Here is a 22671-nt window from a genome sequence, read left to right as displayed (position 1 = left end):
GGAATGAACGGCGCCACCGCCAGGTCGAAGCCGTCGAAAAAACGCGAGAAGACGTTGCGGTAGACCGCGTTGGTAAACCCCCGGAGGGGCGCGAGATAGAGGGTCGGGGACATGGGGCGATCCTGGGGTGCGTACATATGGTTCGAGGCTGAAGGCTGAAGACTGAAGGCTGAAGGGGTGCGTCTGCGATGAAGAGTGCGCTTATTCCCCTTCAGCCTTCAGTCTTCAGCCTGTATTTTGACATTCAACTTTCGACGTTCATGATGTTGACCGGATAGAGGTGCCGGGAGGATACGGCGGGCGCCCCTTCAGCGGCACTTGAACGAAACCGCGCGGGGCGCGGGCCGTATCCTCCCGGCACCGGCCGATGAACGTCGAAAGTTGAGATGACGATATCACCTCGTTGATTCATCTCATGGAATCGAGACGGGGGTCAAGGGGTTTCCGGAGCGTCGGACGGGGCTTCCCGGTGGGGAATACGGCAGCGTTCCGGGATTTTCCCGCATGCCGGGTTTCCCGGGGCATGACGCCGGTGGACCGTCATGCTGAAAAATGTTCCGGGGGACGCGTTTCTTCATTAGAAAAGACTTGACATGTCCATGGGAGACTGTTAGCAGATGAGCGAGAATGTTTATGATGAACTGAATGAAAAGGAGGTGCATCGGAGACATTTATCTGTTTTTGGCAGGGAATAATTATTAGGTTGGTTTATTAGGTTGATTCAATTAGGTTAAGGAGGAATCGAGATGAAAAAATTAGGTATGCTGGCTTTGGCGGCGGTACTGGTGGCGATGTTCACCATGCCTGCCTGGGCGATCGAGAGCGAGTTCGGCGGTTACTGGCGGACCCGGTTCTACACCACCCAGAACTTCACGGGTGAGGATGAATCCGAAGCCGGTGACTTCAGCGGCGTGGATACCCGTACCCGGCTCTACTACACGGCGATCTTTCACGAAAACCTGAAGTTCGTCAACAAGTTTGAGTGGGATGCTATTTGGGGCACCGGACCGCTGGGCGACATCGGCGCCGACGGTAAAGAGTTCGAGATCAAGAACTCCTATGTCGACTTCAACACCGGTCCCGTCAACTGGAAGGTCGGTATCCAGGGCGCCGTATTCGCCCGGGGCTTCCTCTTTGACGACGACTTTTCCGGGGTTATGGTCAACTACAAGGGCGAGACCTTCGAGCTTCCCTTCGTCTGGGTCAAGGCCTATGAAGGCACCGAGCTCAGCTTCAATAACGCTCAGGACGCCAACGATCTCGACGCCGACTATTTCGGTATTTTCCCGAAATTTACCCTTGGCGGCATGTTCGACGTCAACCCCTACTTCATGTACATCTATTCCAAGGACGCCAGTGAATGGTTCGGCACTGGGGCTGGAAACCATTCCTTATTGGCCAATGCGCTTGGCGCAGAGGCAGAGGAACTGAATATGTGGTACGCCGGTCTTGACCTCGATGTCGACTTCGACATGGGTGCCGCGTGGTTCACCGGTATCTACCAGGGTGGCGATGTTGACCTGCAGACGGGCGAAAGCCTTGATTTCAAGGCCTGGTTGCTGGCTCTCGGCGGCAATGTCAACGTCGGCATGTTCGACGTTCACGGTCGGGCCTTCTACGCATCCGGCGACGATGACGACGACGAGGACATCGAACAGTTCACTCCGCCCCAGGGCCGTTCCTACTACTGGTCTGAAATCATGGGCTACGGCATCTTCGACTTCACGACCTCCAACAACGCCCCGGCCGACAACATCTCCAACGTGTGGGCCGCCAATCTGGGCGTCGCGGTCAAACCCATGGACAAGCTGAAGGTGGCGCTGGATGTCTGGTATGCCGCACTGGCCGAAAAAATTGAGGTTGCCGGCGGCGGTGAGGAAGACGTGCTGGGTACGGAAGTGGACCTGGTCATCACCTATGAAGTGGTCGAGAACCTGAACCTGGATCTCGTCGGCGCCTACCTGTTCGCGGGCGACGCCACCACCGAGAACCTCGACAACGACGAGAACCCCTACGAAGTGGGCGCCCGTCTGTCCCTGGCCTTCTAAGGTCGCACCAGAACATTCCTGATGGAATAACAAAGCCGGAGGAGCCATATGCTTCTCCGGCTTTTTTAATGCCCCGGGCAGCACGCGATGATCGCCCGGCTGTACAACGTCCCTCCCCCCCTCTGGAATTCCCGGCCGCCGATTCTCGCGCTGTCCCGGGGACCGGGTCGGCGGGCTTTCGGCTATCCGAGCTTCCGCCGCAGGATCTCGTTGACCATCTTCGGGTTGGCCTTACCTTTGGTGGCCCGCATCACCTCGCCCACGAAAAAACCCATCAGCTTGGTCTTGCCGCCTCTGAAGGCCGCCACCTCGTCCGGATGACCGGCGAGGACGTCGTTGATAATCCCTTCGATGGCGTCGCCGTCCGAGAGTTGCACCAGCTGTTTTTCAGCGACGATCCGTCCGGGCGGCCTGCCGGTGGCGGCCATCTCTTCGAAAACGGTCTTGGCGATCTTGCCGCTCAGGGTGCCGTCGTCCACCAGCTTCAGGAGGGCACCCAGGTCGGCGGGGGCGATGGGGGAGGCCCCGATGTCCTTGCCTTCGCTGTTGAGCAGCCCCAGGAGGGGGCCCATGATCCAGTTGGCCGCAGGCTTGGGCCGGGGATAGGCCTCGAGGCAGGCCTCGAAGTAGTCCGCCAGTTCGCGTTCGGCGGTCAGAACCCCGGCGTCATAGGGCGTGAGTCCCAGCACCTCCACGAAGCGCTTTTCCCTGGCGTCGGGCAATTCCGGCAGTCCGGCCGCGATCTCCCGGATCCAGGCGTCGTCCACCACGATGGGCAGGAGGTCTGGATCGGGAAAATAGCGGTAGTCGTGGGCCTCCTCCTTGCCGCGCATGGGGGTGGTCACGCCTCTGTCCGGGTTCCAGAGTCGGGTCTCCTGGACGACCGTCCCACCGTCGCCGATGACCTCCTGCTGGCGGACGATCTCGTAATGCAGGGCTTTTTCCACATGCCGGAAGGAATTGAGGTTTTTCAGTTCGGTCCGGGTGCCGAAGGCCGTTGCCCCTGCCGGCATGATGGAGACATTGGCGTCGCAGCGGAAGCTGCCTTCCTCCATGTTGCCGTCGCAGATGTCGAGATACCTCAGGATGGCGTGGAGTTTTCTGAGATAGCTGCCGGCCTCTTCCGGAGAGCGGATGTCCGGTTCGCTGACGATCTCGATCAGGGGAACCCCGGTCCGGTTGAGGTCTACATGGCTGACGGAGCGGCCGGGGTGATGGATCAGCTTTCCGGCATCCTCCTCCATATGGATCCGCGTGATGCCGATCCGCTTTTTTTCGCCGTCCCCGTCGATCTCGATGTAACCGTGTTCACAGATCGGCAGCTCATACTGGGAGATCTGGTAGCCCTTGGGAAGGTCCGGGTAGAAGTAGTTTTTGCGTGCGAAACGGCTTTCCCGGTTGATGGTGCAGTGGGTGGCGATGCCCATCTTCACGGCGTAAGCCGCGACCTTGCGGTTCAACACCGGCAGAACCCCGGGCATTCCCAGGCAGACCGGGCAGACATGGGTGTTCGGCGGGGCGCCGAAGGCTGTCGAGCAGCCGCAGAAGATCTTGGTTCGGGTTTTGAGCTGGGCATGAACCTCCAGCCCGATGACGGTCACAAATTCCATTTTTCATCCTTTGACAGTTGATTTCAAAGCGGCGGGTTTAACCGGATGCCGAAAAAATATTCTTGAAACATCCGGGCATATTAGTCAAGGCCAAATCCGCCGGATATGCAGTTCGATCAGGGGTGTCGGGGGCCTTATTCGGGCACGACGGCCAGGGGCAGCGGAAATTCCCGAAAGACGGCCAGAAGCGCATGGAACGCCGGTCGAAACCGCCGGTAGTCCTCGGGGTCGACGTATCGGTTGGCGCCGCTGGATCCCAGCAAAACGATGTCGTTCTCCCATGGATAGCCCTGCCGTTCAAAGAGAACCTTCAGGTGATCGTTGAGGCGGCGGCTGTTGTTGCGGCACCCCGAGTGGTCGAGAAACCATTTGCGGGGCGAGAATGGGTCGAGGTGATCCAGCATGCGGCAAACGGCGGCGGGAAGCGCGTCGTCGGGAGCGACAACGCCGTTTTGGGGCGTGATCTGATGGAAATCGAAGCCGGCCATGGCGGAGGAGACGAGGCAGGGGATGTCCGAGCGAAAGCATTCGTAGATGCTTCGGCAGACGTTTTCGTGAAGGGCGAGATGGACGCCCATGCGGCAGCGGGCGAGATATCGGGGAACCTCCCGCCTCGGCAGATTGTCGCGGACGGTGACCCGATTTTCGAGCCCCAGGGCCCCCACCTGTCGGCGAAAGGCGGCCACATGGCGGGATGCGCCGCGACCGATGAAGAGCGCCGTCAGGCGGGAGAGCTCGGGACGGCAGAGGAGTTCCAGCAGGAGGTTGTGGCGTTTTCGCGGCATGTCGTCGTAGAGTCCGTTGAAGACGATATCGAAGCGCTTCTCCGCCCCAAGGGGAACGGTGCCGTCCTCCTCCAGATAGTCGCCGTGGGCCAGCGGCACCGGGACAACGCCTGCCTGGGTTTCCAGGAACCTCCGGTCCTCCGGTCCGCCGGCGCCGATGAGGCAGGGGTCCTCGAGATCGGAGAAGACCCGCAGCCAGGCATGCCGCGCCAGGACGCCCCAGGGCGGCTCCATGTAGATGACGTATTCTTTGCTGATCCGTTTCAACAGCCCGGGAATACGGAAGAGATAGGGGAGGGAGAAGATCCGGAGGACACCCTTTTCCGCCGGCGGTCGGGGAACTTTCAGGATCTGACAGAAATGGCGGAGTCTGAAGGTCTTTTGCCGCTTTTTGACGATCTTGGCGTCGATTTTGCGCTGTTCCTCGGCCAGGAGCGATACGATTTCAGGATGCCGGTCCGTTCGATTTTCCAGGCGGAGAAGTTCCCGCCATTGGCCGGGGAAGGGGAGCAGCGCGAGAAACAGCCGGGCCTGGAGGCGGTCTTCCGCAGGTGACGCCCCGCGGGCGACGGTTTCCAGATAGGACCGGTTTCGGAGGAGTGCATCGTAAGGCCAGGAAAGTCCCCGCAGGTTTTCGAGACGCGGGCGGCCTTCCATGAGGACCGTGAAGAGAGCCCGACGAACCCGGCGCCGCAGCCGGCGGTATGCGTCGGGATCCTTTAAAGTGAACAGCCGCCCGGAATCCATGAGGTGGAAGAAGTCGTCGAGGATTTCGAGGGCCTCGTGAAACGCGCTGGATTGAGACACCATCTGTCGTATCTTTCGAAGAGAGTTATATACCCCCTGGCATCCGAACCGGGGACCGAACCGCTTCAACATATCCTGGAATCCGGCAAAAGGGAAGGGGGTCTCGGGGGGATCGGCCAATAAAAATTTCTTGACTTGACCCTTAAAATAGCGTTTGGTGTGGACGACCGACGAGACATAACTCTATGAAGGCTGAAGACTGAAGGCTGGAGGCTGGAGACTGGAGACTGGAGATTGAAGCCTGAAGGGGCGCAATAGCCCCGTTTGTCGCAGACGCACCCCTTAAGCCTTCAGTCTTCAGCCTAAACCCCTATCTCAGCACAACCGCCGCGGGGCGGTTCGTCGCGAATGAAAGGCCGGCGTCACGACCGTACGATGGGCAGAAGTTCGACCTTCAACATACTGATGTACTCCCACGACACCTACGGCCTGGGGCACATTCGCAGGACCATGGCCATCGCGTCCCATCTGCGGGCTCCGGACGTCAACATCCTGATTCTGACAGGATCGCCCATCGCCGGCCGGTTCGCATTCCCGGATCAGATCGACTTCGTTCGCATTCCGGGGATGATCAAAAAGACCAACGAGGAATATCTGCCCCTCTCGATCAAGATCAACCCCCGCCATGCCCTGGACATTCGAAAAAACATCATCAGCGCCACCACCAAAACCTTCAGACCCCATCTCTTTATCGTGGACAAGGAGCCCCTGGGCCTGAAAAAGGAGGTGCTTTCGACGCTCCAGTGGCTGAAGCGCTGCCTTCCCGATACCCGGACGGTGCTGGGGCTCCGGGATATCATGGACGATGCCGACACCATCCGCTCCGCCTGGGCGAAAAAGGGGATCTACGACGTCCTTGCCGCCCTTTACACGGAGATATGGGTCTATGGGATTCAGGAGTTCTATGACCCCATCGTGGAATACGAGATCCCCGGGACCGTGAGCCAAAAGATGGTCTTTACCGGCTACATTCCGCGAAAGGTCCCCAACCCCGAGGAGATCCGAAAGGAAAAGCGGCGCCACTGTCTGGCGGAGCGGGAACCCCTGGTGGTGGTGACCACCGGCGGCGGGGGGGACGGTTATCCGGTGATGGATGCCTTCCTGTCCATGTTGGAGTCCTTCGGGACTCCCGTTCCTTTCCGGAGCATCCTGATCACCGGTCCCTTCATGCCCAAGAAACAGCGGACCGACGTCCATCGCCGCGCCAGGACCGTCGGGGTCCGGTGTTTCCATTTCTATCGCCAGATGGAAAAGGTGCTCGCCGCGGCCGACCTGGTCATCTCCATGGGCGGCTACAACACCCTTTGTGAGATCCTGAGTCAGAAAACCCTGCCCCTCATCATACCCCGGGAGACGCCGCGGCGGGAGCAGCTCATCCGGGCCGAGCGGTTTCACGCCCACGGCATTGCCGAATACATCCCCTGGAACGCCCTGACACCGGTCGTCCTCCGGGAGAAGGTCCTTCACCTGCTGGCGCACCCCCGCTGCCGCGAGGCCGCCATAGACCGTTTTACCATGACCGGATTCGAGGTGATGCGCCAACGGCTCAACGTTTTCAGGAGTGCTTCATGATCGATTGCGAAAGACCGGTGCTGGGGATGATCCTGAAAGGCTACCCCAGGATCTCCGAGACATTCATTTCCAACGAGATCCTGCTTCTGGAATCCCTGGGCTTCACGATTCACCTCTTTTCCATGCGTCATCCCCGGGAGTCTTTTGCCCACAAGAGCGTCGAGCGGATCCGGGCGGGGGTCGATTACCTGCCCCAGGAGATCCTGGCCGGCTTTTTCCCACTGCTCTATCACAACCTCCGGGCGGCGGCCCGGCAGCCCCGCCGCTATCTGGCCGCCGTCCGGACAGCGGGCAGGCGATTTCTCAGGACCCGCAAATCAGCCACCATCAAGCATCTTCTGCAGGCAGGCTACCTGGTGGACAAGCTGTTGCCCGGCCGAAACATCGTTCATCTTCATGCCCATTTCGCCCATTCCCCCACCTCCGTCGCCATGTTCGCGGCAGCGCTTTCGGGAATTCCCTTCAGTTTCACCGCCCACGCCAAGGACATTTACACATCGGATCCCCGCCAGCTTCGGGAAAAGATGGCCCTGGCCCGATTCGTCGTGACCTGCACCGAATACAACCGCCGCCACCTCCTGGACATCGGGCGCGGCGGGCGAACGCCGGTATACCGCGTCTATCACGGCATCGACCTGAAGCTGTTCGGACACGCTTCGGATGAGGGGCGCGTTCCGGAAATGCCTTACCGGCTCCTGACCATCGCCCGTCTCGTGCCGAAAAAGGGACTTCCCACGGTCTACCGGGCACTTCGGATCCTGAAGGACCGGGGTGTCCGTTTTCAGCACACCCTCATCGGTGACGGGGACGACCGGGAAAGCATCCTGTCGATGATCGAGACCCTCGGGCTTGCCGACGACTGTCGGTGGCTCGGCACGCTTCCCCACGAGGTGGTCCTCGCCCACTATCGAAAGGCCGATCTGTTTGTCCTGGGATGTGAAATCGCCCCCAACGGCGATCGCGACGGCATCCCCAACGTCTACATCGAGGCCATGGCCATGGGGGTGCCGGTGGTGGGAACGCGGGTGTCGGCCGTTCCCGAACTCGTTTCCCACGGCCGGACAGGGCTTCTGGTTCCCCCCGGCGCACCGGCGGCTCTGGCCGATGCCATGCACCGCCTTCTGGCGGATGGGTCGCTGCGGACGCGGATCATTGACGCAGCCCGGAAGCGGGTGATTCGGGATTTCGACAACCAGCGGCTGATCCGGGATCTGGGAGACATCTTTCACCGGGAGCAGCCGCGACTCTGAAAGGGAGCCGGACGAAACGCCCTCATGCGCATTACGCTTTACGCGCCCTTCAAACCGTTGGACCATCCCCGCCCCTCGGGGGACCTCGCCATCGCCCACAGCCTCCGGGCCTATCTCGAGAGCCGGGGCCATTCGGTGCGGCGTGCCGGGGGGACGCGGATGCGGTGGATCTACTGGCGACCGCGGCTATGGGGCCCCCTTCTGGGGGAGTGGCGGCGCGCCCTTCGTGAGCAGCGCATCCGGCCCGCCCAGCTCTGGCTCACCTACCATACCTATTACAAGGCCCCTGATCTGCTGGGACCGTTGGTGTGCCGCCGATTCGGGCTGCCTTACGTCGTCTTTCAGGGGATCTTTTCCACCAAGCGCCGCCGCCGCCTCAGGACGCTGCCGGGGTATCTCCTCAACCGCCTCGCCCTCACGACGGCCTGCCATCTGTTCACCAACCGGCTCGAGGACTGGGTCAATCTGAAGCGCCTGGTGCCGTCCCATCGCCTGACCTACATCCGGCCCGGTATTTCCCCGGCCATGTTCACCTTCGATGCCGGGGCCCGCGCGATCCTTCGTCGGGAATGGGCCGTGGGAGACGCGCCGGTCGTTCTCTCCGCCGCCATGTTTCGCCCCGGCGTCAAATCCGAGGGGCTTGCCTGGGTCATCCGCTCCTGCGGCCGGCTTTACCGGACCGGGCTTCCCCTCTACCTCGTCATCGCCGGGGACGGCCGTGAACGGGAACGCCTGAGACGCCTGGGGGAGCGGCATCTGCCCGGACGCATCCGGTTCGTCGGAAGAATCCCACGGGAGGAGATGCACCGGTTCTACAGTGCCGGCGATCTTTTCGCCTTTCCCGGTATCCGGGAGTCCCTGGGCATGGTCTATCTGGAGAGCCAGTCCTGCGGGCTTCCGGTGGCGGCCTTTGACAACGGGGGCATTCCCGAGGTGGTGGCCCGGGGCGAGACCGGACTTCTGACGCCCCCTTTCGACGGCCCGGCTTTTGACCTGGCCCTTTCAGGACTTATATTGGATCCTGAACGGCGATGCGCGATGGGCGAGCGCGCCCGGGAGCATGTCCGCCGTCGTCACGATATCGAGAAAAATTATGGCCCGATGGAAGCGATCCTCTCAGATATCGCGGGAGGCATGATGAGATGAACGAATCACCGGCATTGACGCGCTTCGGGGTGCTGCGGCACGCCCCGACGGTCTGGAACCTGGAGAAGCGGATCCAGGGCCAGCTCAATTCACCGCTGACCGGGGAAGGAGAGCGAATGGCCCGGGAATGGGGGCGGCTGCTGCGGCGATACGCCTGGGACAGGATTCTGGTGAGCGACCTCGGGCGGACCCTGCGGACGGCCGAGTTGATCAACCGGACATTGGGGCTTCCCATGACCGTGGATCCCCGTCTCAGGGAGAAGGATTGGGGGGAGTGGGCCGGCAAAACCATCGACCAGCTCCGGCAGCAGGCTGGGGATCGCCTTGCGGCCATGGAACGGGACGGGTGGCGGTTTCGGCCCCCCGGCGGCGAGGACCGCACCGAGGTGTGGTCCAGGGGACACCAGGCCCTCGTCGACGCCGCCGCGAGGTGGCCCGGGCGAAAAATTCTGGTGGTGACCCACGAGGGCATGATCAAGTGCCTGGTCTATCGCCTGACGAACCGCCATTTCTTTCCCACGGAACCGCCCCTTCTTCGACGGGGGCACCTCCACCAACTGGTGCACGATCGGGAGGGTATGGCCGTCGAGGCGTTGAACGTGCTGGCCCTGTGGATCGACACGCCATGAAGATCGTCTTCTACTGTCAGCATGTGCTGGGCATCGGTCATTTTTTCCGCAGCATGGCCCTCTGCCGGGCTCTTGACGACCACGAGGTGATCTTTCTCGCCGGAGGGGCCGGGGTGGATGCGCCGGTCCCGCCCCACGTCCGGATGGTGCCCCTGCCGGGGCTCATGATGGACAGCGGCTTCAAACGAATGATGTCCACGACGCCCGGACTTTCCGTCGATGCGGTCAAGGCGAAACGGCGGCGCTTGCTGTGGGACCTCATGGCGGCCGAAGCCCCCGACGTTCTGATCATAGAACTCTATCCCTTCGGGAGAAAGGCCTTCCGGTTCGAACTGGAGCCGGTGCTGTCGGGCATCCGGACGGGGGCGCTGCCGGCCTGCCGCGTCATCTGCAGCCTTCGGGACATCCTTGTGGAGAAGTCGGACGTGGATGCCTACGAGCTTCGGGTGACGGCGGCCCTGAACCGGGGATTCGATGCGCTGTGGGTCCACGCCGACCCCCGGGTGATCCGGCTGGAAGAGACCTTCTCCCGCGTGGCGGCCATCGCCGTTCCCGTCGTCTATACCGGCTTTATCACCCCGAGCCCGCCTCCGGACGCCCGAAGGCGCATCTTCGAAACCCTCGGCCTGCCGGAAGCAACCCGGCTGGTGGTGGCCAGCGCCGGCGGCGGAAAGGTCGGCGGGCCTCTGCTGACGGCGGCGGCGACCGCTTTCACGCGGCTCGAGGGCGATGTCCATCTCGAGATCTTCACCGGGCCGTTCATGCCGGCCGAGGCGGTCCAGGCCGTAAAGGCCGCTGCCGACCATCGTACCCGCGTGTCGGAGTTTACCCATGATTTCCTGTCGTTTCTCGCCGCCGCCGATCTGTCGGTCAGCATGGCCGGATACAACACCTGCATGAACGTGACGGCGGCCGGATGTCCCGCCCTGCTCCTGCCTTTTTCCCAGAACCGGGAGCAGCGTCTCCGAGCCGAACGTCTGGCCGATTTCGGGGACGTCCATGTGCTGGCCGACGAGGACATGGCGCCTGGGCGGCTGGCGGATCTCATGGAAAAACAGTTGACCCGAAAACGGCCCGGGAAAAGGCGCGGCGGCACGATCGATCTTTCGGGCGCGCGGACCAGTGCGCGGTGGCTGGCCTCCTGGATGCGCCGATGACCGGGAAAGGAGATCCCTCATGACCATGGAACCCGCCGTCATCTGGCACGCTCGTCCGAATCGGCTTCGGGATCGGCTTTGGCGCGCGGTTGACCAGGGCCTGGCCGACTGCGCCGCCGCCTCCCCCGCCGTCTTCTTCCGGGCCGACGATATCGGCGTGCCCGGACGGCACTTTGCACGGCTCGCATCCCTCTTCGCCCGGCACCGGACCCCTCTCTCCCTGGCGGTGGTCCCGGCCTGGCTCACGCCGGAGCGTTGGCATGCCCTCCGGACCGCGGCGCCGGGCGGAAGGGATTTATGGTGTTGGCACCAGCATGGATGGCGGCATGTCAGCCATGCGGTTTCGGGTAAGAAACAGGAGTTCGGCAGCCGCCGCGGAGGGGATCGGATCGCCCGGGATCTGCGCCTGGGCAAGGCGCGCCTGACGGCGGTCATGGAGGATGACTTTTTTCCGGGCTTCACACCCCCCTGGAATCGATGCGGGCCGGAAGCCCTCCAACAGCTGCAGGAACAGGGATTCCGGTTCATATCCCGAAGCAGGGGAGCCTTGCCGCCGCCCCCTGAAGGGCTTCCGGATTTTCCGGTGAACGTGGACCTTCATACCCGAAAGGAGACGCTTCCTGAAAACGGGTGGGAACGGCTCTTTTCGGAAATTCGCGACGGGATTGCCGGCGGATGCTGCGGCGTGATGATTCATCATCAACGGATGAACGACGCGGCTTTCGATTTTCTGGGGATGATGCTTTCGAAGATTTCAGGGGTCGCCCGACTCAAGCGGGTCCACTTGGGGCATTTGGCCGAGGCACGGGGCTACGGCTACGGCATCCGACCCGTGGGCGGCTCGCTGTCCTGACCCCTTCCGGTGTGTCCGAATCCGCCGGCGTCCCGATCGGTTTCGTCCAGAGACGTCACCAGCGCCGTCGTCGGGCGACAGACCGGTGCGATGACCATCTGGGCGATGCGGTCGCCTCTCTGGATGGTGTAGGGGGCCTTCCCCAGGTTGATGATCGGGATCCGGATTTCTCCCCGGTAGTCGGCATCGACGGTTCCCGGGGAATTGACGAGCCCGATGCCGTGCCGGGACGCCAGGCCGCTCCTGGGGCGAATCTGGGCTTCATAACCCTCCGGAACGGCGATGGCGAATCCTGTCGGAATCAGGACGATCTCCCCGGGTTTGACGACGATCGGATCCGTCACGGCGGCGGCGAGGTCCATACCCGAGGCACCGACGGTCATGTAGCGGGGCAGGGGAATGTCCGCGTCCTGTTCGGGCCTCACGCGGCGGAATTGGAGCACGATCGTCATGTCAGGCAGCTCCGGGGAGATCCGGACAGGGTGTCGTCTCAAGCCCCATCTTCCTCTTCCAGAACCGCTTTGTGGCTCAGGCGAATCTTGCCGTCCCGGTTGATCTCGAGAATTTTGACCCGGAGAGTGTCGCCCTCCTTCACCACGTCCGTCACCTTCTTGACCCGTTCCCGGGCCAGCTGGGAAATATGGACGAGGCCGTCGGTCCCCGGGAAGATCTGGACAAAGGCGCCGAAGTCCATGGTCTTGACGACGGTACCCTCGTAAACGGCACCCACCTCCGGTTCGGCGGTGATCTCGTTGATCCGCTGCAGGGCTGCATCGCCTTCCTGCTGGGATGTGGCGGCGATCTTGACCAGACCGGAGTCATCGATCTCGATCTTGGTGTTGGTCTCGCTCTGGATTGCCCGGATCACCTTTCCCCCCGGGCCGATAATTTCCCGGATCTTGTCGGGATTGATCTTGACGGTGATCATCTTGGGGGCGTAAGGGGAAATTTCCTTCCGGGGTGCCTCGAGGGCCTGGAGCATCTTTTCCAGGATGAAGATCCGGCCTTCCCGCGCCTGGGCGAGAGCCTTTTCCATGACGTCCTTCGAGAGCTCGAGGATCTTGATGTCCATCTGGAGGGCGGTGATCCCGTCCCGGGTGCCGGCCACCTTGAAATCCATGTCGCCGGTGTGGTCTTCATCCCCCAGAATGTCGGAGAGGATCACCACCTGGTCCCCTTCCTTGACCAGGCCCATGGCGATGCCGGATACCGGCGCCGTGATGGGCACGCCGCCGTCCATCAGGGCCAGGATCCCCGAGCAGACGGTTCCCATGGAGGAGGATCCGTTGGATTCCAGGACCTCGGAAACGATGCGGATGGTGTAATCGAAATCTTCCGGCTTCGGCAGAATCCGTTCCAGGGCGCGCTTGGATAGACCGCCGTGGCCGATGTCTCGACGACTGGGGCCGCCCATGCGCTTGACTTCCCCGACGGAAAAGGGCGGGAAATTGTAGTGGAGCATGAACCGTTGAGGGTCGTCTCCGTAGAGGGTTTCCACCCGCTGTTCGTCCTGACCGGAGCCGATGGTCAGCACCCCGAGGACCTGGGTCTCCCCCCGGGTGAAGAGCGCGCTCCCGTGGGGCCTCGGCAGGACGCCGACCTCACAGGTGATGGGCCGGATTTCATCGAACTTTCTGCCGTCGATGCGCCGTCCCTCCTGAAGGATGAGATTCCTGCAGAGAGTCCGTTCGATGTCGTGCAGGATCTCGTAAATCTCGCCCTTGCGATCGGCGTAGTCCTCGCCCAGGTCGGCCATGATCTGGTTTCGCAGCTCCCTGAGAGCGGTATGGCGTGCCGTCTTCTCGGGAATCAGGATCGACTCCCGGATCCGTGTCGAGGTCATGGCGTCGAGTTTTTCGATCAGGGCCTGGTCCTTGGGGGGCGGTTCGTGAGGCCGCTTGGGCTTGCCCAACGCCTCCGTCAGCTTCTCCTGGATCTCGATCACCGGCTGCATGGCGGCATGGCCGAAAAAGATGGCGTCCAGCATCTCCTCTTCGCTCACGATGTTGCCGCCGCCTTCCACCATCACCACGCCGGTTTTGGAGCCGGCCACGATGATGTTGATGTCGCTTTCCGACTGCCGGCTCATGCCGGGGTTGACGACGAACTTTCCGTCGATCCGGCCCACACGGACCGCGGCGATGGGACCTTGAAACGGAATATCCGAGATCTGGAGAGCCGCCGATGCCCCGATCATGGCCAGAACGTCGGGATCGTTCTCCTGATCCATGGACAGGACCGTGGCGATGACCTGGATTTCGCTGTGATACCCCTTGGGGAACAAGGGGCGGATGGGCCGGTCGATCAACCGGGCCGTAAGGGTCTCCTTCTCGCTGGGCCGTCCGACTTCCCGTCGCATGTAATTCCCCGGGATGCGACCCGCGGCATAGATTTTTTCCTGATATTCGACCGTGAGGGGAAGGAAGTCCAGCCCGGATCGGGTTTCATAGGCGGAAACGGCGCTGACGAGAACGACCGTTTCTCCGTATTGAACCACCACCGCGCCGGAGGCCTGTTTGGCCACCTTGCCCGTCTGGATGCTCAGGGGATTGCCCCCGAGATCTGCTGTCAATGTCAATTCCATAAACTCTCCTAAAAAAAAGCGGCCTCAAGCCTTTGAAAGGCGCTGAGCCGCGGGATCATGCCGGTCGTGGTCCCGGCGGCGACGGGTGTCGACGGTGACGGGGAAAAGGCCGCTGGCCGGCACACAGGCGCACTTCGGTGCGTCAGGGTTGCGTTGGATCGGCTAACGATGGTGGATGCCGTTATCTGCGCAATCCCAGCCGCTCGATAATTTCCCGGTACCGGGCGATGTTTTTGTTCTTGACATAGTTCAAGAGTCGCCGGCGCTGGCCGACCAGCATCAGAAGCCCCCTTCGGGAATGATGGTCTTTCTTGTGGACCTTCAGGTGCTCCGTCAGGTAGGAGATGCGGTGGGTGAGCAGTCCGATCTGGACCTCGGGCGATCCGGTGTCGCTGTCGTGCAGTTTATATTGGTCGATCAAATCCCGTTTTTGTTCTGATGTCAGTACCACTTCGTTTAGCCTCCTGTTGATCGTAATGAATATCGAAAAAACAAAGAAATATTAATTTTTTCCCTTAATATTCATGTTCTAGTTAAAAACACAACAATAATTATAGCGGGGATTTCCTTTTTTGTGCTCCAGAATCGCAATCAGGCGATCGTTTTCGTCCACTATCCGAATCCACCCCGACGAAGCGTCCGTTTTCGGGCGTTCGATCTCCTTTTCGGTCAGCGGCATGCCGTGGCGTATTTTACGGGCCGTTTCAGGGGCGATTCGCCGCATGGGCATGAAGGCCACGGCGTCGTTCATGGGAATCATCCGGTCTTCGACGGCATCGACCGCCGCCAGGGCGGCCACCTCCCGGGGGGTGAGGGCCTGTTCCAGGGAGAAAGGGCCGGCGGCCGTCCGGACGAGCTTCCGAAGGTGTGCGCCGCATCCCAGCATTCGCCCCAGATCGACGGCCAGGGTCCGGACATAGGTGCCGCCGGAACACGACACCGAAAAGCGGACATCCGGCAGATCGACGGCCTGAACCTCGAGGCGGTGGATCACGATCTCCCTGGGCGGCTTCTGGACCGGACGGCCTGCCCGGGCCAGTTTGTACAACGGCACCCCCCGGTGTTTGAGAGCGGAATAGACCGGAGGATGCTGCCGCATGGGCCCCTCCAGGGCGGCGAAGGCCGATCGGACGGCATCCGCCGTGACGTCGACCGGTTTTTCGGAAACCGTTTCCCCCGTCAGATCCTGGGTGTCGGTTTCGATCCCCAGCCGAAGGATCCCTTCATAGCGCTTGTCCCCATGAAGGAAAAAACCTGCCAGACGGGTGGCCTGATTGATGCAGCAGACGACGACGCCTGAGGCAAAGGGATCGAGGGTGCCGCAATGTCCCACCTTTCCCGCCCTGAGCCCACGCTTGATCCGACCCACGACGCCGGCGGAGCTCATCCCTTCGGGCTTGTCCACAACGAGGATGCCGCTGGTCAGTTTCTGCATGGTTCCGGCTCGCATTTTTTCAGCCATTTCAGGATGCCGCCCTTCAGGTCCGCCAGGGAGGTCTCCGCGCAGAAGCCGGCCGCCCGGTGGTGACCGCCCCCGCCGAAGGATGCTGCCAGGGCCGCCACGTCGACGCTGCCGTCCGACCGCAGGCTGACGTAGAAATTGTTTTTGTTCCGCGAATCATCGTTTCCGGCACGCTCCTGAATCAGAACGGCGACCTTCACGTCCTTGATGCTTTTGGCATAGTTGATCATGCCGTCCACGTCTTCGGGCTGCGTTCCGGTTTCTTCGAGCATGTCGCGGGTCAGCATCATGAAGGAGAGCTTGCCGTTCTCCGCGATTTCAATGGAATCGAGCGCCAGGTTGAGGAGTTTGATCCGGCCGATGGAATAGGTGCCGTAGACATGCTGGGCCACGGTATAGGGATCCACGCCGTTTTCCGTCATCTCCAGGCATATCGAAAAGGCGGTCTGGTTGGTGTTGGCAAACCGGAACGAGCCGGTGTCCGTCAGGATCCCGGTATAGATCGCCGTGGAGATGTCCCTGTCCATGGAAACGCCGATGGCCTTGACGATCCGGTAGACCATCTCGGCGGTGGAGCAGGCACCGGTGTCGACGTATTGGAGATCGCCGAACCCGGTATTGCTCGGATGGTGGTCGATGTTGAGGGTAACGCCGAGAGATGCCGCATCGGCCGCCAGCCTTCCGATACGGTCCATGTTGCTGCAGTCGAGGATGACCACGGCATCGAAAGGCGTGGTGTTCCGGTCGATGCGGCTGACGATCCGGTCCACCGCCGGCAGAAAACGGTAGACGGCCGGTATCGGGCTTTCATTGTACATCGTCGTCCGTTTTCCCGATTTTTCCAGGGCCAGGGCCAGGGCAATGAGGGCGCCGACGGCGTCGCCGTCCGGATTGACATGGGAGGCCAGCAGGATGCGCTTACTCCGTCTCAAATGGTGAATGATCTTTTCCATCTTCGGCATTAAGCGATTTGAGCAGGGCGTCGATGTGGGCGCCGTAATCAAAGGATTTGTCGTAATAGAATTTAAGTTCGGGCATATACCGCAATTCCAGCTCGCCGGCAAGCACGCGTTTGATATAGCCCATGGCGCTGTTGAATCCGAGCAGGGCGCCGTCGACCTTCTCGGATCCGCCGGAGACGGCGAAATAGATCTTGGCGTTCCGGAGGTCCTTGGACATCTTGACGCCGGTAATGGTTGCCATCTTCAGGCGAGGATCCCGGATGTTGCGCGTCAGGATTTCCGACACCACCTGCTGGATCAGTTCGCCGACTCTGTCCGCTCGAGAAAAAGGCTTCATATGTTGATGATCTCCAATTCGGTATCGATCATTTCCGCCAACCCCAGGGAATCGGCCATGTTGAAAAGTTTATCCAGCTTCGAGTTGATCACCTGCCGATCGTTGCCCACCAGGGAAACGCCGATTTCAGCCTGGTGATAGACGTCGTTGGCGCCGATCTCGGCTACCGAGGCGTTGAACTGATTCCGGAGCCGCGCGATAATGGATTTCACGATCTTCCGCTTTCCCTTCAGGGAGCGGCAGTCATGAAGCCTGAACGTCATGATGCCGATGCCCACAACCATATCGATCGTCACCTTTCTTCCGAATGCAGCGCTTACCGGAGCTCCGGCTTGATCTCCTCGAGGTAGTAACACTCGATGATATCGCCGACCTTGATGTCGTTGTATCCCTCGATCCCGATGCCGCATTCGTACCCGCTCTGGACCTCCTTGGCATCATCCTTGAAGCGCTTGAGCGAAGAGATCTTGCCTTCGTGAATGATGACGCCGTCCCGAACCAGGCGGATTCGCTGCCCCCGCTTGATGGAGCCGCTGGTGACGTAACAGCCCGCGATGGCCCCCACCTTGGGGACGAAAAAGACCTCCCGGGTTTCGGCCATACCCAGGACCCGTTCCTCGAAGGTGGATTCCATCATGCCGACGATGGCGTCCTTGACGTCCTTGATGACGTTGTAGATGATGTTGTAGAAGCGCATGTCCACGTGCTCTTCCGTCGCCATGGCCTGAACCTTCGCACTCGGGCGGACGTTGAACCCGATGATGATGGCGTTGGAGACCGCGGCCAGTGAGATGTCCGACTCGGAGACGGTGCCGGTGGCCGCGTGGATGATCCGGATCGTCACCTCCTCGTTGGAGAGCTTCGTGAGCGAGTCGCTGAGCGCCTCGATGGATCCGTGAACATCCGCCTTGAGGATGATGTTGAGGTCCTTGACCTCCCCTTCCTGCATCCGCTCGAAGAGCTTCTCCAGGCTGACCCGGCTGGTCTTGGCCAGCTCCAGGGACCGATGCTTCTGAAGACGGTGTTCGCTGACCTGTTTGGCGCTCTTGTCGTCGTCCAGCGCGACCATCTCGTCACCGGCGTTGGGAACGCCCGACAGCCCGAGGATTTCCACGGGCATGGAGGGGCCCGCCTCGTCAACCTGGGCGCCCCTGTCGTTGAGCATCGCCCGGATTTTCCCGTGGTGGATACCGCAGACGATCGGGTCTCCGGCATGGAGGGTGCCCTCCTGGATCAGGACGGTGGCCACCGGTCCGCGGCCGGAGTCGAGCTTGGATTCCACCACGTAGCCTCTGGCGTGTCGCTCCGGATTGGCCGTCAGTTCGAGGACCTCCGCCTGGAGCAGAATCATCTCCAGCAGTTCGTCGATCCCCTGGTTCTGTTTTGCGGAGACCTTGACAAAGATGGTGTCGCCCCCCCACTCTTCGGACATCAGTCCGTGATCCGCCAACTCGCGCATAACCCGGTCGGGGTCCGCGCCGGCCTTGTCCATCTTGTTGATGGCGACGATGATGGGCACCCCCGCCGCCCGGGAGTGGTTGATGGCCTCGACGGTCTGGGGCATGACCCCGTCGTCGGCCGCCACCACCAGGACGACGATATCCGTCACCGTGGCGCCTCTGGCCCGCATGGAGGTAAAGGCCTCGTGACCCGGCGTGTCGAGGAAGGTGATCTGTCCCCGATTGGTGGCCACGCTGTAGGCGCCGATGTGCTGGGTGATGCCGCCGGCCTCGATCTCGGTGATCCGGGTTTTCCGGATGACATCCAGAAGGGATGTCTTGCCGTGGTCGACGTGTCCCATGATCGTGACGACGGGCGAGCGTCCCACCTGTTTCCCGGCATCGTCCTCGCTGTCGATGTTCAGGACGGCATCCTCCTCAAACCGGGCCTTTTCGACCTCGTAGTCGAATTCCGAGGCCACCAGGGCGGCGGTATCGAAGTCGATGGTCTGGTTGACGGTCACCATGACGCCGAGCATCATCAGCTTTTTGATCATTTCATTGGCCTTGATGCCCATTCGTTTGGCCAGGTCGGACAGGACAATGGTTTCATCGATCTTGACCCGGCGTTTGATGGCCTTGGGTGTCGTGATCTGGGTCTTCTGTGTTTGCACGGATTTGGCCTTGGCCCCTTTTTTGCCTTTTCTGTTTCGGGCCTTGCTGTAAAGCGCATCTCCCTCGATCACCTCTTTTTTCTTGAAGGAGATTTTCTTTTTGGCCCAGCGGTTTTCCTTCTTTTTCTTCTTGTCGGCATCCTCCTCGGACGTCGACGTCTCTGCCGGCGTTTTGGCTTCGACGCCACCGGCCGTCACCGGCGTGCGTTCGGAAACGGCCGGGCGGCGCTGCGACTTGTCATCGCCTCGATCCGGAGGCGAGGGCTCCTCCTCGACCTTGGGCGGCAGGCTGATGATTTTCGCGGGCATGTCCGTGGGTTCCTTCTTTTTTTTCTTTTTCTTTTTCTTCTTCTTTGATTTCTGGTCCGAATCGGCATCGGCATCGGCATCGGCGCCGTCGCCTTCCTCAGGCAGGGAGGGGGATGGCGTTTCGGCCTCCGCTGCCGGGTGTTCGACAACCGCGTCGGCTTCCGTGGGGAGCGGTGTTTCCTCTGCGGCGGGTTCTTCGGGTGCGGGTGCCGGCTGGGACGCCTCAGCGGGGGGTTGGATGGCATCCTCTTTTTTTTCAGGCATTTCTGCGGCTTTTTCTGTCTCTTCCGGCGCCGGGGCGGTGGTCTCTTCTTCAGCTGCGGGCCGTGGGGGCTCGGCCTCGACATCCGTTTCAGGCGTAGGCGGTGCCGCTGCAGCCGTCTCCTCGATCGGTTCGGTCGCTGTTTCGGGAACAGGTTCGGGGACGTCGACGACAGGGGGCGTCGGCTCGACGGGTGCTTCGACCTCCGTCGCCGGTTCGGTCTCCTTGGGGGCTTTTCCTTCGACGTGCCGCTTTTTTCGCCTTCGGATAACCGTCGGTTTGATGCGTTTGTGTTCCACCGCTCCCGGCTTTTTGCCGCGCAGGTGTGCCTTTACCCGATTGACCGCATCTTCTTCCAGGGAACTCATGTGGCTGCTGACCACGATGTCCAGTTCGCTTAACTTTTCGAGAAGCGCCTTGTTCTTTAAATTGAGTTCTCTGGCAAGTTCATATACCCTGATCTTCGCCATCCGTCCCCCTTACCTGTTGTTAAAAATCCAGTGCACCGCAGATCATTCCATAACTACACGCACCTGTATCATGTGTCGATGTCCGTTTTTCCCGAAAAGGTCATTCCTTTTCCTCGTCGTCGGCCGGCCCCGGCGGCGTGTCGGCCGCGAGGGGAGTGGTTTCTTCCCCGCCGGTCGGGGCGGATGCCCCGTCTTCGTCTTCGTCCCCCGATTTGCCGTCCTCCGCCGCCTCCGGGTTGTCCGAAGGCGTATCATCGGTCGCCTCCTCCGGAAGGGCGGCGGATTTTTCATCGATCTCGACGTCATCGGCCGCTGCCGCGACATAAGCCTTTGCCGCCGCGATCAGATCCCGGGCCTCGTCCTCCGTGACGATCCGGACCCGCGTGAGATCCTCGACGGTGCTCTTGGCGATCTCTTCGGCGGAGAAGAATCCGTTTTCATAAAGAGCGTCCGCCAGACTGATGCCGACTCCCGGCAGCGATATGAGGGAGTTGTAGCCGTCCTTCATCGCCTTGCTGTAGCGGGATTCGCTTTTGACGTCCAGTCGCCATTTGGTCAGTTTCGAGGCCAGACGGACGTTCTGTCCTTTCTTGCCGATGGCCACGGAGAGAAACTCGTCGGGGACGATGACCTCCATTGACCGGTTTTCCTCGTCGATGATGACCCGGGAAATTTCCGCCGGCGCCAATGCATTGCAGACGAATTTGGCCGGATCCACATGCCAGGATATGATATCGATCTTTTCACCGCGAAGCTCCTGGACCACGTTCTGGACCCGGCTCCCTTTCATGCCGACGCAGGCGCCGATGGGATCGATGTCGGAATCGTTGGATGAGACGGCGATCTTGCCGCGGCTGCCGGGCTCACGGGCGGCCCCCATGATGGTGACGATGCCCTCGCTGATCTCGGGAACCTCGGTCTTGAACAGGCTTACCAGGAACTCCGGGTGGGTCCTGGAGAGAATGATCTGGGAGCCGTGGGGGTCGTTGCGGACGTCCATGATATAAGCCCGGATCCGGTCTCCCCGTCGGTAGACCTCCTTGGGGACCTGCTCCCGGGCCGGGAGGATCGCTTCAGCCTGACCGAGGTTGACGATGATCTGGCCGCGGTCTATGCGCTGAACGATGCCGTTGATGATCTCTCCCTTACGGTTGATGAAGTTGGCGTAGATCGCATCGCGCTCCGCATCCTTGATCTTCTGGATGATCACCTGCTTGGCGGACTGGGCGGCGATGCGTCCAAAGGATTCCGTATCCATCTTGGCGCCGAGCCAGTCGCCGATTTCACATTCGGGGTCAAGCAGCAGACCGGCTTCCAGATCGATCTGCAGCTCGGGGTCGGTGATCTCCTCCACCACTTCCTTGAACTGGAAAACCTCTATCTCTCCCGAATCTTCGTTATATTTGACCTCGATGTCGATCTTGTTCCCGAATTTCTTCTTTGCGGCAGATTTCAGGGCGTCTTCAAGCGTTCTGATAAGGACGTTCACGTCGATGCCCTTATCCCGGCTTACCTGTTCAATGACACGCTTAATGTCTGGTATTAACATCCGTTTTCTCCGTATAATTGACGAGCCGCGCACGAGCGATCAGCCCATAGGGAATGGCCAGGGAGTCGCTGTTCGTCCTGAGGCTGACCGTATCGTCCGACACGCCCTCCAGCACCCCTTTGAACTTTTTCTTTCCGTTTATGGGTAGAGTGGTTCTGATTTCTGCCGTATTTCCCCGATATTTTTCAAAATCGAGCAACTTGCCCAGTGGACGGTGCTGCCCGGGGGAGGAGACTTCCAGACTGTAGGTCCCGATCTCCTCAAGGGCCACATCCAGAAGATCACCGAGCTGACGGCTGACGGCCGCGCAGTCGTCCAGGGTCACCCCGCCGGGTTTGTCGATATAGAGCCGCAATATCCGTCCCCGGGATTCCCGCTGATATTCGACGCACACCAGTTCGATGCCCTCGGATTCGCACAGGGGCTCGCCGAGGGCGTAAACCCGGGCGACGATCCGGCGTTCCTTTTCATGGGACATCGGCGGCGCATCCGCCGCGGACCGTTGGGGCGGCGCCTTTTTGAGGGCTTTTCTTTTGCTGTTTCCGCTCATCTTCTTTCCTGCTTTTTTTACGGGCCTCGCTTATCACTTTTTGACAATAAAAAAACGGGCTTCCGCCCGTTTTATTGGTTATAGACCCTACTGCTCAGTGGATGTTATCTAATTCACATCGGTCTTAAATGAACAAAGGTTTAGATATACACACAGGAAAAGGCGCCGCAGACCGCTTCGTATCCCATTCATGGCCTACCTTTACCAAAAAGGCGG

The 22671-nt window shown here is 60.9% G+C and carries 19 protein-coding genes; 7 read left to right on the top strand and 12 right to left on the bottom strand.

Annotation, left to right across the window (positions count from 1 at the left end):
• Positions 1-746 precede the first annotated feature (746 nt).
• A complete protein-coding gene (locus tag AB7S84_RS02820) occupies positions 747-2048 on the top strand; it encodes an alginate export family protein (RefSeq protein ID WP_020877505.1) in 1302 nt (433 codons plus the stop codon).
• Positions 2049-2230: 182 nt separating this feature from the next.
• Here AB7S84_RS02820 and gatB read toward each other — a convergent pair whose 3' ends face one another.
• Positions 2231-3658, bottom strand: a complete 1428-nt coding sequence (gene gatB / locus AB7S84_RS02815; RefSeq protein WP_428152838.1) for an Asp-tRNA(Asn)/Glu-tRNA(Gln) amidotransferase subunit GatB — start codon at positions 3656-3658, stop codon at positions 2231-2233.
• A gap of 134 nt (positions 3659-3792) precedes the next feature.
• Complete coding sequence (locus AB7S84_RS02810) at positions 3793-5253, bottom strand: glycosyltransferase (protein WP_428152837.1); 1461 nt, start codon at positions 5251-5253, stop codon at positions 3793-3795.
• A 372-nt stretch (positions 5254-5625) separates the two neighbouring features.
• Here AB7S84_RS02810 and AB7S84_RS02805 point away from each other — a divergent pair, with 372 nt between their 5' ends.
• Genes AB7S84_RS02805 through AB7S84_RS02780 form a run of 6 tightly spaced genes read left to right on the top strand, consistent with a single transcriptional unit; the run spans position 5626 to position 11857 of the window.
• A complete protein-coding gene (locus AB7S84_RS02805) occupies positions 5626-6822 on the top strand; it encodes a glycosyltransferase family protein (protein WP_040415532.1) in 1197 nt (398 codons plus the stop codon).
• Complete coding sequence (locus AB7S84_RS02800; RefSeq protein ID WP_428152836.1) at positions 6819-8072, top strand: glycosyltransferase family 4 protein; 1254 nt, start codon at positions 6819-6821, stop codon at positions 8070-8072. The genes AB7S84_RS02805 and AB7S84_RS02800 overlap by 4 nt, the downstream gene beginning before the upstream one ends.
• 24 nt (positions 8073-8096) lie before the next feature.
• Complete coding sequence (locus tag AB7S84_RS02795) at positions 8097-9218, top strand: glycosyltransferase family 4 protein (protein ID WP_020877500.1); 1122 nt, start codon at positions 8097-8099, stop codon at positions 9216-9218.
• On the top strand, positions 9215-9847 hold the full coding sequence (locus AB7S84_RS02790; protein WP_020877499.1) for a histidine phosphatase family protein: 633 nt from the start codon (positions 9215-9217) through the stop codon (positions 9845-9847). The genes AB7S84_RS02795 and AB7S84_RS02790 overlap by 4 nt, the downstream gene beginning before the upstream one ends.
• On the top strand, positions 9844-11004 hold the full coding sequence (locus AB7S84_RS02785) for a glycosyltransferase family protein (protein ID WP_020877498.1): 1161 nt from the start codon (positions 9844-9846) through the stop codon (positions 11002-11004). The genes AB7S84_RS02790 and AB7S84_RS02785 overlap by 4 nt, the downstream gene beginning before the upstream one ends.
• A gap of 19 nt (positions 11005-11023) precedes the next feature.
• Positions 11024-11857, top strand: a complete 834-nt coding sequence (locus AB7S84_RS02780; RefSeq protein WP_428152835.1) for a polysaccharide deacetylase family protein — start codon at positions 11024-11026, stop codon at positions 11855-11857.
• On the opposite strand, the gene dut is transcribed toward AB7S84_RS02780, so the two are convergent.
• From dut to rimP, 10 genes are all read right to left on the bottom strand, one after another.
• Complete coding sequence (gene dut / locus AB7S84_RS02775; protein ID WP_020877496.1) at positions 11821-12309, bottom strand: dUTP diphosphatase; 489 nt, start codon at positions 12307-12309, stop codon at positions 11821-11823. The genes AB7S84_RS02780 and dut overlap by 37 nt on opposite strands.
• A 38-nt stretch (positions 12310-12347) precedes the next feature.
• The gene (gene pnp / locus AB7S84_RS02770) at positions 12348-14441 is read right to left on the bottom strand and encodes a polyribonucleotide nucleotidyltransferase (protein ID WP_020877495.1); all 2094 of its coding nucleotides are present in this window, start codon (positions 14439-14441) and stop codon (positions 12348-12350) included.
• 181 nt (positions 14442-14622) lie between these two features.
• Positions 14623-14892, bottom strand: coding sequence for a 30S ribosomal protein S15 (gene rpsO, locus AB7S84_RS02765; RefSeq protein ID WP_428152834.1), 270 nt, complete (start codon positions 14890-14892; stop codon positions 14623-14625).
• Positions 14893-14970: 78 nt separating this feature from the next.
• The gene (gene truB, locus AB7S84_RS02760; RefSeq protein WP_020877493.1) at positions 14971-15876 is read right to left on the bottom strand and encodes a tRNA pseudouridine(55) synthase TruB; all 906 of its coding nucleotides are present in this window, start codon (positions 15874-15876) and stop codon (positions 14971-14973) included.
• The gene (locus AB7S84_RS02755) at positions 15864-16835 is read right to left on the bottom strand and encodes a DHH family phosphoesterase (protein ID WP_040415528.1); all 972 of its coding nucleotides are present in this window, start codon (positions 16833-16835) and stop codon (positions 15864-15866) included. The genes truB and AB7S84_RS02755 overlap by 13 nt, the downstream gene beginning before the upstream one ends.
• The gene (gene rbfA / locus AB7S84_RS02750; protein ID WP_020877491.1) at positions 16822-17202 is read right to left on the bottom strand and encodes a 30S ribosome-binding factor RbfA; all 381 of its coding nucleotides are present in this window, start codon (positions 17200-17202) and stop codon (positions 16822-16824) included. Before rbfA ends, AB7S84_RS02755 begins: the two co-directional genes overlap by 14 nt.
• A complete protein-coding gene (locus AB7S84_RS02745; protein WP_327078308.1) occupies positions 17199-17498 on the bottom strand; it encodes a DUF503 domain-containing protein in 300 nt (99 codons plus the stop codon). Before AB7S84_RS02745 ends, rbfA begins: the two co-directional genes overlap by 4 nt.
• A gap of 20 nt (positions 17499-17518) precedes the next feature.
• A complete protein-coding gene (gene infB, locus AB7S84_RS02740) occupies positions 17519-20356 on the bottom strand; it encodes a translation initiation factor IF-2 (protein ID WP_428152833.1) in 2838 nt (945 codons plus the stop codon).
• A gap of 100 nt (positions 20357-20456) precedes the next feature.
• Positions 20457-21905, bottom strand: coding sequence for a transcription termination factor NusA (gene nusA / locus AB7S84_RS02735; RefSeq protein WP_020877488.1), 1449 nt, complete (start codon positions 21903-21905; stop codon positions 20457-20459).
• Complete coding sequence (gene rimP, locus AB7S84_RS02730; protein ID WP_428152832.1) at positions 21886-22455, bottom strand: ribosome maturation factor RimP; 570 nt, start codon at positions 22453-22455, stop codon at positions 21886-21888. The genes nusA and rimP overlap by 20 nt, the downstream gene beginning before the upstream one ends.
• Positions 22456-22671 lie beyond the last annotated feature (216 nt).

The sequence above is a fragment of the Desulfococcus sp. genome, from assembly GCF_050178255.1.
In the GTDB taxonomy this organism is placed as follows: domain Bacteria; phylum Desulfobacterota; class Desulfobacteria; order Desulfobacterales; family Desulfococcaceae; genus Desulfococcus; species Desulfococcus multivorans.
This window is presented reverse-complemented; position numbering and strand designations above follow the sequence as displayed.

What these genes read in the sequence shown, in the direction of transcription:
- pnp (WP_020877495.1), bottom strand. Translation starts at nt 14,441, where the DNA reads ATGGAATTGACATTGACAGCAGATCTCGGGGGCAATCCCCTGAGCATC.
- AB7S84_RS02810 (WP_428152837.1), bottom strand. Translation starts at nt 5,253, where the DNA reads ATGGTGTCTCAATCCAGCGCGTTTCACGAGGCCCTCGAAATCCTCGAC.
- AB7S84_RS02820 (WP_020877505.1), top strand. Translation starts at nt 747, where the DNA reads ATGAAAAAATTAGGTATGCTGGCTTTGGCGGCGGTACTGGTGGCGATG.
- AB7S84_RS02800 (WP_428152836.1), top strand. Translation starts at nt 6,819, where the DNA reads ATGATCGATTGCGAAAGACCGGTGCTGGGGATGATCCTGAAAGGCTAC.
- rimP (WP_428152832.1), bottom strand. Translation starts at nt 22,455, where the DNA reads ATGAGCGGAAACAGCAAAAGAAAAGCCCTCAAAAAGGCGCCGCCCCAA.
- AB7S84_RS02795 (WP_020877500.1), top strand. Translation starts at nt 8,097, where the DNA reads ATGCGCATTACGCTTTACGCGCCCTTCAAACCGTTGGACCATCCCCGC.
- nusA (WP_020877488.1), bottom strand. Translation starts at nt 21,905, where the DNA reads ATGTTAATACCAGACATTAAGCGTGTCATTGAACAGGTAAGCCGGGAT.
- infB (WP_428152833.1), bottom strand. Translation starts at nt 20,356, where the DNA reads ATGGCGAAGATCAGGGTATATGAACTTGCCAGAGAACTCAATTTAAAG.
- dut (WP_020877496.1), bottom strand. Translation starts at nt 12,309, where the DNA reads ATGACGATCGTGCTCCAATTCCGCCGCGTGAGGCCCGAACAGGACGCG.
- AB7S84_RS02805 (WP_040415532.1), top strand. Translation starts at nt 5,626, where the DNA reads ATGGGCAGAAGTTCGACCTTCAACATACTGATGTACTCCCACGACACC.
- truB (WP_020877493.1), bottom strand. Translation starts at nt 15,876, where the DNA reads ATGCAGAAACTGACCAGCGGCATCCTCGTTGTGGACAAGCCCGAAGGG.
- AB7S84_RS02790 (WP_020877499.1), top strand. Translation starts at nt 9,215, where the DNA reads ATGAACGAATCACCGGCATTGACGCGCTTCGGGGTGCTGCGGCACGCC.
- AB7S84_RS02780 (WP_428152835.1), top strand. Translation starts at nt 11,024, where the DNA reads ATGACCATGGAACCCGCCGTCATCTGGCACGCTCGTCCGAATCGGCTT.
- AB7S84_RS02785 (WP_020877498.1), top strand. Translation starts at nt 9,844, where the DNA reads ATGAAGATCGTCTTCTACTGTCAGCATGTGCTGGGCATCGGTCATTTT.
- gatB (WP_428152838.1), bottom strand. Translation starts at nt 3,658, where the DNA reads ATGGAATTTGTGACCGTCATCGGGCTGGAGGTTCATGCCCAGCTCAAA.
- rbfA (WP_020877491.1), bottom strand. Translation starts at nt 17,202, where the DNA reads ATGAAGCCTTTTTCTCGAGCGGACAGAGTCGGCGAACTGATCCAGCAG.